Consider the following 16,754-nt stretch of genomic DNA (forward strand, 5'->3'; position numbering starts at 1 on the left):
CCACGGGTTTGGATGCCCTGGACCATGCACTCGAATCTTTGTGGAACAAGAACAGCACACCGCTTACTCGAGAAGTGTCCCGTTCAGCAGCAATCCAGGTTCTTTCCACACTCGGCCGTTTATACGATGCCATCGAATCCGGAAGTCGCGAACGAAGGGCTTTGCAGATGACCATGCTCGAGGCCAGTGCAGAGGCGGGGATCGCCTTCAATATGACCGGAACCGCAGCGGGACATGCAATCTCCTTCATTCTCAGTGAACAGTGGCATATTCCTCACGGACTTGCCTGTGCATTCACCCTATTGGATATTTTCGATTGGGCGATGCAGGAACCGGAAAACCGGGAGGAAATCGCACTCCTCTCGTCCCACTTCCATTCCGAACAAACACAAGCTGATGCATTGGTGCAGCTCTTACGGAAAGACATTGAGCAGTTGATGCAGCATCTCCATATTCCCAGAACGTTTTCCGAACTGTCCCTTCATCCAGATCGTACCATGATCGAGCAATGCTTCAAGCGAAGCCTCGATGACCCGAAACTTCACAACCAGACACCGCCGCTTTCTGAAGCATCTCTGTATGCCTTGTTGGAGAAAAAGCTATGAGCCTCAGTCTCCTGCTTGCAGGCTTGGTGGTTCTGATAACCCATACCCTGGAAGCGATCACCGGATTCGGATGCACGGTGCTGGGGATGCCTTTCGTCTCGGCCCTGTTGGGAGTCAAGACTGCGGTCAAGACGATGACGGTACTGGCATGGTTGCTCGCTCTCTATTTTGTGGTTACCAAGTTCAAGTACATCGACTTCAAGCAGTACGGAATCATCGCATTCTTCATGCTCCTGGGCATGCCCATCGGCATGTACCTCTTCCGCGCGCAGCAGAACGACAGCCTCTTCATGTTCCTGGCTTGGTTCATCGTAGTCGTCTCGGTCGTCCAGCTGGTGCGGATCAGCACCCAAACTGGAGAACCACCACTTCTGAAAGGCAAGGCTGTAATCCCTTATTACATTCTGCTATTCATCGGGGGCATCGTCCATGGGGTATTCTCCTCCGGTGGACCGTTGGTGGTGTTGTACGCTTCCCGGACCCTCCGGGACAAGAGTACGTTCCGATCAACACTGTGTCTGCTCTGGACCACCTTGAACACCATCATCATTTCGACCTATCTTATTGAAGGTTCGTTCAAAGCGGATGTGGCCAAGACGACCGGAATCATGATTCCGTTTGTCCTTTTGGGTATATATCTTGGGGAGAAAGTCCACAACAAGGTAGACAGCAAGCGCTTCTCGTTGCTTGTATTCGCCATGCTATTGGCCACGGGTATTTTCATGCTTGTCTTTTAAGGGGTGCAGTATGCAAACAAGTTCCTATCGGGTACCGTCCCAACTCATTGCAAAGAATCCAAAGCTGATGATCCACAGCATCACCAGTTCCCGTTTCAGCGAATACGGGAGAATCCTGAATGATGTCGACGTGGAAGCCCTCGTTGCGCTCGCCGACCAAACCATCAGCCTTCCTGAAGCGGGGACCCAATATATCTCGTCCGTCGAAGTGTTCGAGCAAGCTGAAGGCTCGGATGCATTCGTCCCCTATTTCGGAGGCATGGACTACGAAATCGGACATTGCAGCGGGAAGAACAGTACGATCAACGGGATGGAATACCACAAGAGTCCGGAAATATTCGTTGCGGTGACCGACTGTCTCCAGTTTTTGACTTCCTATAAAAGTCTGGAACATTTCAGCAAAGTCGGAACCTCACATGCCGAGTTGTTTTATTTTCCCAAGGGATCGGTGACGATCATCAACCCTTTGGTACTGCATCTTGCTCCTTGTTCGGTCCATCAGGAAGGTTTCAAATCCTTGATCGTACTGCCCAGACTCACCAATGAGGATCTCAGCGAAGCAGAACTTGCAGCCAAGAACAACGCGAAGGATCCGGAAAGCCGTTTGCTCCTGAAAAAGAACAAATGGATCATTGCCCATCCCGAGCGGACGCAATTGGTCGGTCAAGGAGTACCGGCGGGGGTTGCAGGGGAAAATCTGTTCGTCGCAGCTATGTGAATGGGCTCTATCCAAGATGAACCGGCCTTTGCAGGGCCGGTTCGTACAGACACGAGTACACCGAAGGCCGCTTTCGCGGCCCTCGGGTGAACATTACTTGGAAATGAGCATGGTCTTGGGATCGAGCGAAACCCCCATAGGCTTGTCGAACATCCCGGTGTGAGACTTCACTGCAGTCATCACGACTTTGTCGCGCTCCTCATTGTAGATCAACCCAATGAGGACATCGATCAGATTCACATATTTGAGCATGGTATTCGGAACACCATATTTGTCATACACAACGTCGGCACGAACCGGAGATACGCTGAACCATACCTCAAGATTCATGTTTAAGGCAAACTGCTTGATCTTACGCACGTCATCCTCGGTCGCCACGGTCAGCTTGTATCCGTCGAACAGGATGGCATCGGCCTTGAAAGAGCCATGCTTGATCAAGGTTTCCAGACTGGAAAGCACCTTGTCAATGGTGACATTCTCTTGGCTGAAATTCATGACCACACGATTTGAAAGGATGTTGTTGTACACGGATGCTGCATCATCCAGACTGCGGCCATCGGAAACCTCACGGAAGACTTCCTTGTACCAATTGATCACATGTTCCACATTCCCCGAGAAGGATACATGGATGACATGTTCACCCCTGAGCAGCTTGTCTGTGGCAAGGTGTACGAGACATGCCGTCTTTCCGACACCATGACGAGAAACAAGAACACCGAGGTTCCCACGACCGAGCCCACCGCCCAGTGAATCGTCAAATACACGAAGAGGACTCAAGTCGTTCAACTCTTGAATTTCCATAGCGCTCACCTCCAAGTAGTTATTAGGTTCATACCCAGTATACTATGGAAATCCGCAAATGGGTACATTTTTACACAATGGCGCAAAACAAGCCCCCAGATACAATCCGGGGGCTTGTCGTTTCAGCAAACGGGAAGTTACTTCTGTTCCTTCTTCCGCTTTTCCTGATAGTCCTTCTTCAGCTGTTCGGATACACTGCTCGGCACCCGTCCATACTTGTTCAATTCCATGGTGAACTCACCCTTTCCTTGGGTCAGGGAGCGCAGCACCGTCGAGTAGCCGAACATTTCGGAGAGCGGCACATCGGCAAGCACCGTACACATGGCGTTGTCTTCAGTGGAGCTTACGATCAAGCCACGTCTCTGGTTGATCGAAGCGAATACACCACCCTGGAATTCGTTCGGGGCAACGACCTCGACCTTCATGATCGGCTCGAGAATGACCGGCTTGGCCTTCTCAAACGCTTCACGGAACGCTCCGAGTGCTGCAGTCTGGAATGCCTGGTCAGAAGAGTCAACCGGGTGCCAAGCACCATCATTGACCACACCCTTCACACCGATTACCGGGAATCCAAGCTGACTGCCCTTCTTGATTGCAGTCTGGAAGCCCTTGTCGCAGGAAGGAATGTATTCGGTCGGGATGGCACCACCCTTGACCTCGTCAACGAATTCGTATTCCTTGTACTCCTCACCATCGGCAGGCTCCGGAAGCGGTTCGATGTAGCCGGCAACGCGAGCGTACTGGCCGGAACCACCGGTCTGCTTCTTGTGGGTGTAGTTGAAATCCGCACGCTGGGTGATGGCCTCACGATACGCAACCTCAGGCTGACCGATCTCCACCTCAGCCTTGTATTCGCGCTTCATGCGCTCGACATAGACTTCGAGGTGCAGCTCTCCCATGCCCTGGATGATCGTCTGATTGGATTCAGGATCAACAAAGGAACGGAACGTCGGATCTTCCTTGGTGAAGCGGTTCAGAGCCTTGCCCATATTGTCTGCGGCTTTCTTGTCCACCGGCTTGATGGCCAGGGAGATAACCGGGGTGGGGACGAACATGGAACTCATCGAGTAGTTGAGTTTGGGATCCACAAACGTGTCGCCGCTGGCGCATTCGATGCCGAAGAGGGCAGCGATCTCACCACAACCCGCTTCATTCAAGTCTTCCATGGTGGAAGCATGCATGCGGATTAAACGACCGACGCGGAACTTCTTCTTGCTGCGGGTATTGTACAGTTCATCGCCCTTGCGGACCTTGCCCTGATATACACGGATATAGGTCAACTGGCCGTACTGTCCATCCTCCAACTTGAAGGCGAGGATGACCGGCGGAAGATCGTCGTCAGCCTTGAGGATGACTTCCTCTTCGTTCTTGTCCAGATCGAGGGCCTTGTTGACAACCTCGGTGGGATTGGGCAGGTAGCTTACCACACCGTCGAGCAGAGGCTGGATGCCTTTGTTCTTGTAGGCGCTGCCCATGAAAACCGGGCAGAGCTCAAGACGAATCGTGGCCTCGCGGATTGCCTTTCTCAGTACCTCCACGGTCACGTTGTCCTCAAGCATCGCTTCCATAAGTTCATCAGAGCACATGGAGACGCCGTCGAGCAATTCCTCGCGCTTTGCCTGGGCTTCCTCAAGCAATTCGGTGGGAATCTCCGCCTCGCGGACCTGGTCCTTGTTCGGGCCTTCATCGAAATAGAGAGCTTTCATGGTCACCAAGTCGACGACACCTTCCAAACGATCCTCAAGACCGATGGGAATCTGCATCAACACAGCGTTCAAGCCGAGTTTTTCGATCAACTGATTCTTGACGCGGTACGGGTTTGCACCAGTTCGGTCGCACTTGTTGACGAAGGCGATGCGGGGAACGTGATAGCGTTTCATCTGCCGGTCGACGGTAATGGACTGGCTCTGCACACCACCAACGGAGCACAGGACGAGAATTGCACCGTCAAGAACGCGAAGACTGCGTTCAACCTCGATGGTGAAGTCCACGTGGCCCGGAGTGTCGATGACGTTGATCTCCGTCCCTTTCCATACGACGTTGGTTGCTGCGGAGGCAATGGTAATACCCCGTTCACGCTCCAGCTCCATGCTATCCATGGTGGCTCCAACGCCATCCTTACCACGAACTTCATGAATTTCGTGGATCTTATTGCAGTAGTAGAGGATGCGTTCGGAGAGCGTAGTTTTGCCCGAGTCAATGTGGGCACTGATTCCGATGTTCCTCAAGTTTTGCAAGTCAGCCATTCTTTATAACCTCTATACATAGAATAAAAACGAGTCCACAGTTTACCCTGCAGCGTTCATTAAACACCCGACGAAAAAGCTCTTTCTTCCTAGCACACATCAGGTTAGCTACTGAAGGGATGGGAAGGGACGAAAACGAGACAGACTTGTCCCAACGTACCTCGTGGATAATAGTATATCTCGGTTTTTTGTGCAATCCCTTTTCCTCACACAATCCTTTTCCGACTCGACACTTGTGTGCTACAATGGCTCAGAGGTGTGCCATGGAAACGATTTTTACCAAAATTCTGGAAGGGGACATTCCCTCCGTTAAACTTCACGAGGACGAACTTTGTTTCGCCATCCTCGATATAAATCCGGTCAACAAGGGCCATCTGCTGATCATCACCAAACAGCCCTATCCTACCTTGGAGGCGTGCCCGCAACCAACTTTGTGCCATCTGATGCAGTTGGCCAAGACAGCCGACACGAAACTCAGGCAGGTGTTGCATTGCGACGCCACCAATCTGATCATCAACAACGGGAAGGCAAGCGGACAGGAGGTTCCCCACCTGCACCTGCATGTCATCCCCCGTTACGAGCAAGACAATAAGACCATCCATCTTTCCAAAGAGACCTATACAGACGGCGAGATGGCCGAGTATGGGAAACAACTGGAGTTTTGAACATGCGCGCCTGCCATCACTGTCATACCCCGATTGATGTGTTGACCAGTATTGGCTATTCCACCGTCTGCCCCACCTGCAGCAAAAGCCTGCACAGCTGCGTCAACTGCCGCTTTTACAGTCCTGGTGCTTACCACGACTGTCTGGAAGGAGTGGAAGAATATATAGAAGACAAAGTGGAGGCCAATTTTTGCGACTCCTTCATGCTTGGTGAGGATACCAAGGAGGAAGCTGAGCGCAAAGCACAGGCGAAAGCCCGAGCCGAGGCTTTCTTCAATTTCTAAGGAACAAGGATACCCATGAACAAACGCCTACTTTTGCTGTTGATCCCCTGCATGCTTCTTTTGGCTGCCAGTTGCCAAAGTTATACCGCAGCCCAAGGGAAAGAGAAAATTGGCTCTGCCGAGCAACCGCAGCAGCCGGTTTTGGAGACCAAGTACTCAGTCATTGAAGCGGAAAAACAAGCTGTTTTGGACGCCCAGGCGCAAGCTGTGCGCGAAGCTGAGGAACAAAATGCCTTGGAACAGCAGAAACAGGAAGAAGCGGCACATCTGCTCGAACAACAGCAACGCGAGCAACAACAACAGCAAGCCCTCAGTGAAGCAGAGCAATCCATCACAGCACTGAAAGCTGAAAAGCAACAGCTCTCCGATTCAATACTTTCGCTGCAGACCCAGCTGGCGGCAACCGAGGACCAACTCAAGCAAAGCAAACAGACCGGAAGCACCACTGATGAAAATCTTGCCCAAACCCAGGCAAACCTATCGCAACTGCAAGAAACCTACGATCAGTTGGAGTATCGGTCCAATGAGCTGGAAAACCTCCTCGCCGAACAACAGGCACTTGCCGCGGACCTGAAGGCATCACTCGCACAGACACAACAGGAACAGGAGCAGGCAGTCGAGCAATTGAAGGCTGAACAGCAACAGGCGATCGGGCAAAAGGACGATCTCATCGAAAACCTGCAATCCGAAGTTGCCATCCTCAAGGCGCAATTGGAAGAGAAAACCCAAACGTTGGAGGAGAAAAACAAGCTGGAACAGCAACGGGAAGAGGAAGCCAAGAAACTGGAGGAGCAACGCCAGGCACAGGCACAGCAGAAAGCCTTGGAAGCACAGAAGGCAGCTGAGGCCGAACGACAGAAACAATCGGCGCTCGAACAATTATACAAGCAGATTCCTCCGCTCTCTCAGCTTACGCTTCCCAGAACCTATACCACCGATGAAGAGTCCATACTCGCTCAGGACAACGATCAGCTGAAGGCCATGCTTCTCCCCCTGGATGACACTCCCTGGACCAATCCTGCAATGGCTGAGGAAGTCCAGAAAAGCATCAGTGACCTCAAGTACCCGCTCGTGCTCCTCACCGGTCATATGCAGAATGTCATTGATGTGGTCAGGAAGATGGGCAGGAATGCCACCTTGGTGGAAGGCGGGGCGATCATCAGTTCGTATGCGGTACTTGAAACCGACGCGAATGGGATCAGAATTCAGTTCAGCGAGAAGAAGACGCTCAGGATCTCGATTGCAGACCTGCCTGAATACCGCGTACTGGCGGCATTCAACGCCAAAGGCGACTGGGCTTCCGTCCAGAAGGAAATCACCAAGGATCGTACGCAGGTTCTGGCTTCCATCATCAAGCAAGGGCCCATCATCGAACCCACCCTGCTCGGGGCAAGCCTCTACGAACCGTCCCATCAGGACTGGAACTCCTTCAGCCCCATCCCCTACCGACAGGTGGATTACCTATGGCCGCTGTGTGCATATTTGGAGGATCAACAATTCTATGATGTGTATCGAACCACCCATTTTTCCTCAAGCACGGATGCCGGCAACACATTCCTCATGAAGGATCTGAAGGAGCGAATCGATTACCTGTTCAGTCGGAAACTGCTGCCGCTCTCCTCTTCCATGCTTACCATCGGAGGAGAGTCGGTACCGGATGAAGCGGGTATTTCCCATTATGGAATCGTCGCATCCTTCCTGGTTCCCTAGTTCTCGTCGATCACCTCGGCCTTGACTTCCACTGTCTCAGTCTTGAACTGCCGGTTCAACTGTTTGATTCGTTGCGACCAAAGGATAATGGCCAAACCGATGATGATCAGAAGAACTCCCACAAGCTTGAGCAACAGATCACCGATCTGATCAGGGAAGACAAAAAGGAGAACCGCTGTCACCAACGAGACGATTGCCTCGGAGAGCAAGCCGGTGACCGGAAACTCAGATTTCCGCAACAAGAAGGCGTCCAGAAAGGCAATCATGGCGCTAAAGAGCAACTCAACGGCAATGAAGTACAACAACAGCGTCCAACTCACTGCGGCAGTCAGAATCGGAGCAAAAAATGCAACCAAACCAAGCCCCAGGCTTACCAGGGCTTTGATCAAGGTGACCACCTTGGTCCGGGGAAACTGCGAATAGGTTTTGAGTGAAAACAAGGCGGAAATGCCGGAAATTGCAAGAAACAGGCCGAGGATGGAGATGAAGATCTTCACAAACGACTCCTGCTGGAACATCAAGTATACGCCCAAGAGGATCAACAACGCCCCTACTATGGTGGAAAGCAACAAATGACGTTTCAAAAAGGAATCCTGCATGATACGCTCCCCTTTCTCCGGTCTTGCGCAACCGGATGGTTTTTCTTTATGGTACAAACAAGCGCCGTACAAGTAAAGGATGACATGCCATGTACCGATATCTTTTCTTTGATGCCGATGGAACCCTGTTCGATTTCGACCAAGCCGAGAAAGAGGCTTTCTTCGCCTGTGCAAAGGATCTGGGTACCACATTCGACGAACCGATGTTCACCCTCTACCAAGCCTGCAATAGTGCCTGTTGGCAGGAATTTGAACGAGGAACACTCAGCCTTGCTGAACTGAAAACCAAACGCTTCGCCGTCTTCTCAAATCAGAGCAAAGTGGTCCTCAATCCCGACCAAGCCAGCAGATACTACCAAGCTCACCTCGCCTCCCAGGGCATTCTATTCCCCGAAAGCCGGGAAGTTCTGGAAACCCTGAAGCAACAAGGATACATTTTGTATTTGGCTTCCAACGGTATTTCTGATGTGCAAAGGGGAAGAATCGAGGCGGCACACATTGCGTCCTATTTTTCCCATATCTTCATCAGCGAGGAACTGGGATACCAGAAACCGGACCCGAGGTTTTTCCGAACCATGCTCGCAACAGCGAATCTGGAGCAGGAAAAGAGCCGATGTCTGATGATCGGGGACAGCCTGTCCAGCGATATCAAGGGAGGGATGGCAAGCGGAATCGATACGGTATGGTTCAACCCAGGGAACAAGCGGATTGAGACGTCCGTCAGTCCTACCTATACGATCCAGACACTGATGCAGATCATGACCCTGCTTTCACCGAACTCTTCACCGATTTAAGCTCCACTTCCACGATCAAGAGGGAATTGGGCTCCACATTCTGGTTTCCATCCTTGCCATACCCCAGGCTCGGATGTATCCAGAACCGATACTTGGAACCGGCCTTCATCAGCTTAACCCCTTCGATGAAGCCCGGAACCTGAATGGCTTTCAGCTGGAAGGTGGAACTTTGCCCGCGTTCATAGGAGCTGTCGACGATCTGACCGTTGAGCAACATGATCTGATAATCGACCTCCACGATGCTGTCCTCATTGGGAATTTCCCCATTACCCTGGACCAACACCTGGTACTGAAGACCGGAATCAGTGACCGAAACACCTTCACGATCCTTGTTGGTCTTCAAGAAATCCTCCGCTTTCTTCAGATTCTCCCCGGCAACCTTGTCGAGTTCCTCCTGGGCTATCTTCAGCAGCTTGGACTGCACCTCATAGAGAGTCTGCATCATCTCATCGTGTGTAAAGAAGCCCGAACCCTTTTGGGCGTCCATCGCTCCTTTTGCGAAATAGGAAGCCGACACATCCCCGTATCCCTGCTGCAACAAGGTGGTGTAGAGCATATACCCATACGTATAGCTGAATCGTTCTTCCAGACTGGTTGGTTTTTGCAGATCATTGATGACATCTGTCACCTTGGAAATCGGTTGCTCCTGCGTTTCCGTTTGAGCCGGAGGTTGGGGATCCTGTTCCGCCGATACCACCTCGGGAGCCTTCGTACAACTTATCAACAACAATACCAATAGATAGGGTGCAAGACGCACGGTCATCGCTTTCTTCACGGTACATCCTTCCGCTCAAGATTTGCCTCACCATTCCAGTCATAAGACACGGAAAAATTCCCGGCGCATCACTCACCCCATGGTGACGGCCCTCGCAAGAGAGGCTTGCATACAGCAAACTGTACCCCAGACCCAACAAAACGTCCAGTAAAAACTACGCCAATAGCCAAAAAGCGGGCAACATGAGCGGATTCCCAAGGAAAAATGGGAAGAAACGGGACCTTCTCATGACCTCTGTCATACTATGCTCGATCAAAAACACTCCCCAAATGACTGTCGATCGCCACAATGACCGGAAAATGCTCGACCTGCATCTCCAACAATGCTTCAGGACCCAGTTCAGGAAAGGCCAACGTACGAACCTGTTTCACCGTAGCAGCATACAACGCACCACACCCACCGTAGGCCTGCAAGTACAAAGCCTTGTTGCGCCCGATGGCTGCAACCACCTCGCTGCTTCTCGGACCTTTGCCGATCATGACCTTCAACCCTTGGTCGAGCAACAGCGGAGTGAACCGATCCATCCGTGCACTGGTGGTCGGTCCGCACGATCCGATGATCTTCCCCTCGGGAGCCGGGGAAGGCCCCATGTAGTAGATCGCCTGACCGTGCAAATCCAACGGCAGGCTCCTCCCTTGGCTGATGAGATCATACAGTCTCTGATGTACCTGGTCCCGCCCCACATACAGCTTTCCGGTAAGCAGAATCTGGTCGAAGGCACACAGTTGCTCGATGTCCTCTGCCTTCATCGGCAATGTCAATTCACGCATCCTCACCCTCCCAGACAACATGGGCTTTCCGATCAGCCCAGCAATTGATGGAAACGGCCAAGGGAAGACCAGCTATATGGGTGCTCTCCTGTTCGACGGCGACATGCAAGGCGGTAATGGCCCCTCCGAGGCCGCCGCTGCCGATCGAAAGGTGCTGCAACTGTTCGGTTATGCTCTCTTCCAGCTGTGCATACCGTTGATCGGGATTGCTGATGCGTACATCCCTGAGCAACGCCCGCTTGCTCAGATACGATGCACGATCCATGGTACCGCCCAGACCCACTCCGACAAAAATCGGAGGGCAGGGCTTGCCCCCGGCGTTCCTGACGATCTCCTGAACAGCCTGAATGACCGCTTGCTCTCCCCCGGTAGGATTGAGCATGCGCACCGATGAGCAGTTTTCACTTCCGAAGCCCTTGAGCAATACCTGAATTTCCAATCCATCGCCCGCAACCACGTTCCACCAAATGACCGGAGGAAGATTCCTTCCTGTATTGGCGCGGTCATACACCGGCTCCTCCACTACCGAACGACGAAAAGATGCTCGATCTACGGCAGCAGCACAACCATCCAGCACGGCACGCTCGACTGCACCCAGCCCAAGCGGGCATGCTCTCCCGATATCAACAAACACCAGGAACATACCGGTATCCTGGCACATGGGAAGGCCTTGCTTGTCGGCTTCTTGCAAATTGGCCAGGATGGCCTCAAGAACAGCGCTGCTGGCTCGACTCCCTACCGAAGCATCAGCGAGTGCTCGCTCCTGATCCAACGCCCAGTGAATCCGTTCCAACACGTCCTCATCCAAATAGCGTGCGGCATGTACCAATGCATCGGCGAGTTTCTCAGTGAGCGTCATGCACATCATCCTCCCAGTTGGGATCATAAAGCCAAGGCCTATCGGTGAAGTAGCTGCCCACCAGTTTCAACAACAGCAAAGCGAATGCGATGCCAACAACCAAGCCCATGAAATCCGCTGCAAGGTCGAGCCACTCTTGGCTTCTGCCGAAATGGGGTTGCAGCAGCTCAATCACCAAACCCAACGCAGTTCCATAGGAAAGTGTGTAGATGATGGCTCTGCCTGACCATGAGGTAAGGTGCAGTGTTGAATGGGGTTTTTCCCCTCCTTTACGTTTTTTTCCGGACCCGGGAATCTGCAACGTGGCAAGAAACAGGGAAAATCCCAGACCGGCATACCCAGCCATATGGTCACCCTTGTCGGCAAACGGAATCCAGGAAAACTTCGGATATGAGGTTTGCGGCATAAACGAGAGTACAAGAATTGCACTGACAACCAATACGGTCAGTACAATCCCTATCACTCGAACTATCATCTGCAATGGAATCCTTCCATTCATGTCAAATCCCCTTGTAACCAACCATGGCGGTTCATCGTCTGCTCTACAAGCTGCAGGAATTGCTGCTTGTCGGCAAACCGACGAGGTGCAACCCGCCGATGATTGGGAGTTTCGCACATCAAGCGCTCAACGACAACAGAAGGATCAAGGTACCTGAGAAAAAATACACATTGATCCACATGACGTGCGAGTGAAGCAGTGCTGAGTTCTCCCTGCAGATACCAGTTTTCCATCACCGTGGCACTCAGTACATGCAGGTTATGTATTTTCACCGCATCACTGTTGGCTTGATTAACCACGTGTGCAGTGTTCCGATATCCATCCCGTCCTTCATAGGGAAGTCCAAACATCACATGGGTACAAACACCGATACCCTGCAAATGTAACGAATCTGCCGCTGCAAGATAACAAGCAACCGAGTGATTCCGCCCCACAAAGTCCAGAGTTTGCTGATTTGCACTCTCCAAGCCCAGTTCCACCCAGACCTGTTGCACGCATGAACGATACCCTGCCAGAAGCGAAACCACCTCGTCGGTGATGCAATCAGGCCGGGTGGAAACGATCAATTCGACGAACGGCCCATGGGCAAGGGCTGCGTCATACAGGATCTTCAAATGCTCGATCGTGTCGTAGGTATTGGTATACGCCTGAAAGTACAACGAATAGGCTTGTGCCTGATACCGCCGCTTCACAAACAGTTTGCCCCGTTCGATCTGGTTTGCGATCGAATCAAGTCGTTGTTCCATACCAATCTCAGGCACTCCTCCTTCCAAGGAGAGTACGTTGCCGCTTTTTGCTAAAAGCGCCTCATCAAAACGCTGATAGACGGCACTGCCCCCCTTCCCGTCACAGAAGGCGCACCCTCCTCTGCCTTGCCTGTCGCGATTCGGACAGGAGAACAAGCCGTCGACGCCGATGCGATATACCTTCATGTGGTATGTTTCCTGGAGATGACGGGTATAGGAGCGATACGGCAGACTCATCAATAGATTCCGATGGAGAAAGTCACCTTCCCCTTGACACTGGTCCCAAGGTTTGCGATCACCTCACCAAGTGGAGTATCCAAGCCAACCTGAATCCCCAGTCCCATATCCCAGGCAAGGCTGTCGAACGGTATGGAAGTGTTGCTTTCGAGCGCAGTATAGGGGTCATATGAATCAAACATTGCACCACGCAGTACCACTTTGGAAAACGTCGGGTAACCGAGGATTTCGCTCAGACGATGCTGCCAGGTCAGACCAAACATGGCGAGGTCCCGTTTCAGAAAAAGCGGGCCGTAGCCGGGAAGCCCTTCCAGCATCCCCACCTCGGCATAGCTTGACAGCAGGGGCCAAGGTTGTCGAAGCAGGGAAATCTGCGCATCATATCCGAGGCTTTCCTTGTAGGAAAGTTCAAAAACCTGACTCCAACCTATGCGAAAGGCATACTTCCAAGTATTGAGATACCCGATGCTGGCAAGCATATCCAATCGCGCACCATCCGGGGAAAATCGATCGCGTTTGCTGTTGTACAGGAAGGTAGCCGAAAGCTGCGGGTAGGCAAGGAACGTAGTTGGATAGCGACTATCGTTGAGCGATACCAGATGATAGGACCCTTCCAATTCAGCTTTGCTTTCCGTATTGAAGGTAAAGTCCAATGCAAAGGTTCCAAGGAATGCCTTGTCAAGCGAAGCACTCCGGTCGGAATTGACGGTTGCCGTAAGGGTGGACATCCCACCATTTGCGTAAAACAGGGAAAGCCGGACATCCATGCGCCCTTGCTTGGTCAAGGCGAACGGGTACGCCAAACCCACCTGCATGCCGGTTTCCGTCCCTAATGTTGCATTGACCAGCAGCATGAGTTCCGTCTGGGCAAGCGCTTCGATCGAAGCATCAAGATATACGTCCGCCCGATACCAGGCAGGAGAAGACGGTAGCGAGGTCGAGAGCCCGGCATCACTTTTCAGTCCCATACTGATGCTCTTGGTACGTTCACCGAAGCCTCTGGAATTGATGACCAACGTTCCTTGGGGAGCCATCTCGTATCCCAGGGTGGCCAGTCCGTTCGCCTTGCGGATATCTCGTAATTTCAGGTTCAGCTCCTCGGCTGTCTGGGCATCAAGACGTCGACCCAGAAATGCAGTGAATTGATTGCTTGACGGCACCTTGTGCAGTGACTGACTGGAAATATCGCGGACAACCAACTGCAGGATCGTGGGGGTCGATCGCAAAAAATAGGGGCCGATCCGGTCAGGGTTGTAGACAACCAGTTCGCGGGATTCGGAAATCCGGGCGGCAAGGGCATCCAGTTCACTTTGCTTGGAGGCCACCGCCTGCCTTCCACGCTCGAGAATGGTTTCCCAACGGCCGAAATCCAAGGCAAAGAGGTCGTACAAGGAAGGCTGGAACACCAAGTCCGCCAATGGATGCTGCACCCGCGCCTTCTCCTGGGTTACCAGGATGATGGTCTGCATCGCCATCGCCGAAAGACTTTCGAGCTGGTCGTAGTCTTGTATCTGCTGCGCATTCACATCACTGGCGATGACAATATCGGCGCCCATCGAACGGGCCAGAGCAACAGGGAGGTTGTCAGTGACTCCCCCGTCCACGGCGAGCATACCCTTTTTAAGCGGATAGGGGGTAAAGATGATGGGAATGGAGATACTGCTGCGGATGGCGTTGACCAAGGATCCAGCACTGCAGACCAGTGCCTCTCCGCTGACTGCATCAGTCGCCACACAGCGAAACGGTATGGGAAGGGAATCAAAATCAATCGTATCGTCATACCTGCTGAACAGATATCCCAATAATTCCAAAATCCTCTGATCACCAATCAAGGCAGGAGCATCCCCGACTCCTTTGTCTCCGAAACCAAGGGAGAATGCATGGTCGTGGGTGTAGGTGAACACTTCATCCTGCACACGCGAGGTATCAAGCACCGGTTCGGAAAACAACCCGGTCAAGTCTGTCTCGGTGATGAGGCTCTTGATTTCCTTTGGCGTGTATCCGGCACTGTACAGAGCCCCGACGAGGGCTCCCATACTGGTTCCGATCACCAGATCGATGGGAATGCCCGCCTCTTCCAAGGCCTCCAGGACGGCAATATGGGCCATCCCACGGGCCCCGCCACCTGAAAGCACCACCGCCACCTTGTCAGGGGAGGCGAACAATGAGGAGCTGACTGCCAACAGCAGAAGTACCAGAAGCGCCCGCCTCATCATTTCATCCCACCTTGGATCCCAGAAAGTCCTGATTGCCGTTCAAAAAGGAAAGATAATCCATCTCTTTTCGCGTATCCAGCTGTAGTCGGGTCACCCAAAGCAAACCTGAACCCGTGGCAATGGCGATGCCTTTCCCTTTTTGCTTTGCCACCACTGTCCCCACCGGTGCCTGCATCGCTTCGCCGTCGGAGCCATCCTGAGCGAAATTTCCCTGAACGCCGGTCAGAAACAGGACCTGCCCCTTCCAAACGGTCCTCGCCTTGGGCCAGGGGTACATGGCCCTGACCTGCGCATGCAATGACGCAGCACTCTGGGAGAAATCCAACTCCCCCATTGCCGGGTCGAGCAGTCTGGTGTAGGTGGCTTCGCCCTGTTGGGGAACAAAACGTGCAGAACCGGATTGCAGGGCCGTAAAGGCCTCTACAGCCAGATCAGCGGCTGCTTCGCTGACAAATGCGGTCAAGCTTTCTGAGGTCTCATCTCCTTGCAACGAAAATGACCGAACAGCAAGCAAATCCCCACTGTCCATCTGCGCAGCAATCCGTTGGATGCTGATCCCGCTCTCTCTTGCTTGGCTGAGAATGGCTCCTTGGATCGGACTGGGACCTCGCAGCAAAGGAAGCAGGGAAGGATGGATGTTCAGCTTTTCTCCGGAAAACAGCGAGAGGAACTTGGGACCGAAGAGCCGTCCATAGGCGAAGCACACCAAGGTATCACATCCTGAGCGTTGGACCATATTCCGAGCTTCGCTTCCCAGATGGTCGAATTGAAGCACGGGAAGGCCCAGACGCAACGCCTCCTGCTTGACCGGCGACGGAAGGAGGGCCTTGCCCCTTGCTCCCGGTTTATCGGTATTGGTCAACACCGCTCCAACCGTACAGCATTCCGACAAGGCCCGTAGTGTAGGTACCGCGATTTCTGCAGTTCCTGCAAACAAAATCCTCACAACGTCCTGCTCCTGCGTCCTTTGGTCCGCTTTTCATATGCCTTGACCATCTTCCCCCGTTCCTCTTCATCAAGACGATCGATGAACAGCACCCCGTTGAGATGGTCATACTCATGCTGTATGGCGCGGGCAAGCAATCCCTCCGCTTTGACAGTGAACGCCTTGCCTTCAAGGTCCTGAGCCTGAACCGTCACCCGGGCCGGCCGCTGTACATCATGCCAAACCCCGGGGATGGAAAGACAGCCTTCCTCAGCAGTCTCCGTTTCAATGGAAGTCTCCAGGATCTGGGGATTTACATAAGCTCTCCGCTCCTTTCCCTGGATGTTGATCACAAACAAACGGCTGCCTACCCCTACCTGCGGAGCGGCAAGACCGACCCCGTCGGCCTCAGTAAGCGTTTCAAACATGGCATCGACCAGGACCCTGAGTCCGCTATCGAATTTGGTTATCGGTTGGCACTTTTCTGTAAGTACCTCTTCTCCAAGTGTATATATATCCAACATAGTACATCAACTATACCAACACCCCGTACAATGGTCAACGTTCA

The 16,754-nt window shown here is 52.7% G+C and carries 17 protein-coding genes and 1 pseudogene; 7 read left to right on the forward strand and 11 right to left on the reverse strand.

Annotation, left to right across the window (positions count from 1 at the left end; translation table 11 throughout):
- The 3 genes and pseudogenes from AB7C91_RS08925 to AB7C91_RS08935 all read left to right on the forward strand — a co-directional run.
- Nucleotides 1-605 (forward strand): annotated as a pseudogene (locus AB7C91_RS08925) (iron-containing alcohol dehydrogenase); the annotation flags it as partial.
- Entirely contained in the window at nucleotides 602-1,342 is a 741-nt protein-coding gene (locus AB7C91_RS08930; RefSeq protein ID WP_428590747.1) for a sulfite exporter TauE/SafE family protein, read from the forward strand. The pseudogene AB7C91_RS08925 and the gene AB7C91_RS08930, both read left to right, overlap by 4 nt.
- Before the next feature lie 10 nt (nucleotides 1,343-1,352).
- Entirely contained in the window at nucleotides 1,353-2,060 is a 708-nt protein-coding gene (locus tag AB7C91_RS08935) for a DUF4867 family protein (protein ID WP_332448094.1), read from the forward strand.
- A 93-nt stretch (nucleotides 2,061-2,153) separates the two neighbouring features.
- On the opposite strand, the gene AB7C91_RS08940 is transcribed toward AB7C91_RS08935, so the two are convergent.
- The gene (locus tag AB7C91_RS08940) at nucleotides 2,154-2,861 is read right to left on the reverse strand and encodes a hypothetical protein (protein ID WP_332448093.1); all 708 of its coding nucleotides are present in this window, start codon (nucleotides 2,859-2,861) and stop codon (nucleotides 2,154-2,156) included.
- A 137-nt stretch (nucleotides 2,862-2,998) separates the two neighbouring features.
- Nucleotides 2,999-5,107: an elongation factor G gene (fusA, locus tag AB7C91_RS08945; protein WP_428590751.1), complete on the reverse strand. Its 2,109-nt coding sequence runs from the start codon at nucleotides 5,105-5,107 to the stop codon at nucleotides 2,999-3,001.
- 263 nt (nucleotides 5,108-5,370) lie between these two features.
- Here fusA and AB7C91_RS08950 point away from each other — a divergent pair, with 263 nt between their 5' ends.
- The 3 genes from AB7C91_RS08950 to AB7C91_RS08960 are packed head-to-tail and all read left to right on the forward strand — an operon-like array spanning nucleotide 5,371 to nucleotide 7,766.
- Nucleotides 5,371-5,772 (forward strand): HIT family protein, encoded by a 402-nt coding sequence (locus tag AB7C91_RS08950; protein WP_332446673.1) that lies wholly within the window; start codon nucleotides 5,371-5,373, stop codon nucleotides 5,770-5,772.
- 2 nt (nucleotides 5,773-5,774) lie between these two features.
- Nucleotides 5,775-6,056: a hypothetical protein gene (locus tag AB7C91_RS08955; RefSeq protein WP_332446672.1), complete on the forward strand. Its 282-nt coding sequence runs from the start codon at nucleotides 5,775-5,777 to the stop codon at nucleotides 6,054-6,056.
- A gap of 15 nt (nucleotides 6,057-6,071) precedes the next feature.
- Nucleotides 6,072-7,766: a hypothetical protein gene (locus AB7C91_RS08960; RefSeq protein WP_428590754.1), complete on the forward strand. Its 1,695-nt coding sequence runs from the start codon at nucleotides 6,072-6,074 to the stop codon at nucleotides 7,764-7,766.
- Here the strand turns inward: AB7C91_RS08960 and AB7C91_RS08965 are convergent.
- Nucleotides 7,763-8,365: an HdeD family acid-resistance protein gene (locus AB7C91_RS08965; protein ID WP_428590757.1), complete on the reverse strand. Its 603-nt coding sequence runs from the start codon at nucleotides 8,363-8,365 to the stop codon at nucleotides 7,763-7,765. The genes AB7C91_RS08960 and AB7C91_RS08965 overlap by 4 nt on opposite strands.
- An 89-nt stretch (nucleotides 8,366-8,454) precedes the next feature.
- Between AB7C91_RS08965 and AB7C91_RS08970 the strand changes: the two genes are divergently transcribed.
- Nucleotides 8,455-9,159, forward strand: a complete 705-nt coding sequence (locus AB7C91_RS08970) for a YjjG family noncanonical pyrimidine nucleotidase (RefSeq protein ID WP_332446669.1) — start codon at nucleotides 8,455-8,457, stop codon at nucleotides 9,157-9,159.
- Here the strand turns inward: AB7C91_RS08970 and AB7C91_RS08975 are convergent.
- The 8 genes from AB7C91_RS08975 to def form a co-directional block, all read right to left on the reverse strand.
- Nucleotides 9,122-9,934: an FKBP-type peptidyl-prolyl cis-trans isomerase gene (locus AB7C91_RS08975; RefSeq protein WP_428590761.1), complete on the reverse strand. Its 813-nt coding sequence runs from the start codon at nucleotides 9,932-9,934 to the stop codon at nucleotides 9,122-9,124. The two genes, AB7C91_RS08970 and AB7C91_RS08975, sit on opposite strands and share 38 nt — an antisense overlap.
- Before the next feature lie 242 nt (nucleotides 9,935-10,176).
- Nucleotides 10,177-10,704, reverse strand: a complete 528-nt coding sequence (locus AB7C91_RS08980; protein ID WP_428590764.1) for a FumA C-terminus/TtdB family hydratase beta subunit — start codon at nucleotides 10,702-10,704, stop codon at nucleotides 10,177-10,179.
- Nucleotides 10,697-11,563, reverse strand: a complete 867-nt coding sequence (locus AB7C91_RS08985) for a fumarate hydratase (RefSeq protein ID WP_428590767.1) — start codon at nucleotides 11,561-11,563, stop codon at nucleotides 10,697-10,699. Before AB7C91_RS08985 ends, AB7C91_RS08980 begins: the two co-directional genes overlap by 8 nt.
- Nucleotides 11,550-12,038, reverse strand: a complete 489-nt coding sequence (locus AB7C91_RS08990) for an antibiotic resistance protein VanZ (RefSeq protein ID WP_332446665.1) — start codon at nucleotides 12,036-12,038, stop codon at nucleotides 11,550-11,552. Before AB7C91_RS08990 ends, AB7C91_RS08985 begins: the two co-directional genes overlap by 14 nt.
- A gap of 20 nt (nucleotides 12,039-12,058) precedes the next feature.
- Complete coding sequence (locus AB7C91_RS08995) at nucleotides 12,059-12,994, reverse strand: TIGR01212 family radical SAM protein (protein WP_332446664.1); 936 nt, start codon at nucleotides 12,992-12,994, stop codon at nucleotides 12,059-12,061.
- Between the two features lie 50 nt (nucleotides 12,995-13,044).
- Nucleotides 13,045-15,261 (reverse strand): patatin-like phospholipase family protein, encoded by a 2,217-nt coding sequence (locus AB7C91_RS09000; protein WP_428590771.1) that lies wholly within the window; start codon nucleotides 15,259-15,261, stop codon nucleotides 13,045-13,047.
- 1 nt (nucleotide 15,262) lies between these two features.
- Nucleotides 15,263-16,207 carry a methionyl-tRNA formyltransferase gene (gene fmt, locus AB7C91_RS09005; protein ID WP_332446661.1) on the reverse strand — a complete coding sequence of 315 codons (945 nt, stop codon included), beginning with the start codon at nucleotides 16,205-16,207 and terminating at the stop codon, nucleotides 15,263-15,265.
- Nucleotides 16,204-16,710: a peptide deformylase gene (gene def / locus AB7C91_RS09010; RefSeq protein ID WP_332446660.1), complete on the reverse strand. Its 507-nt coding sequence runs from the start codon at nucleotides 16,708-16,710 to the stop codon at nucleotides 16,204-16,206. The genes fmt and def overlap by 4 nt, the downstream gene beginning before the upstream one ends.
- Nucleotides 16,711-16,754: the final 44 nt, after the last annotated feature.

It is taken from the genome of Sphaerochaeta sp. (assembly GCF_050256055.1).
Lineage (GTDB): Bacteria > Spirochaetota > Spirochaetia > Sphaerochaetales > Sphaerochaetaceae > Sphaerochaeta.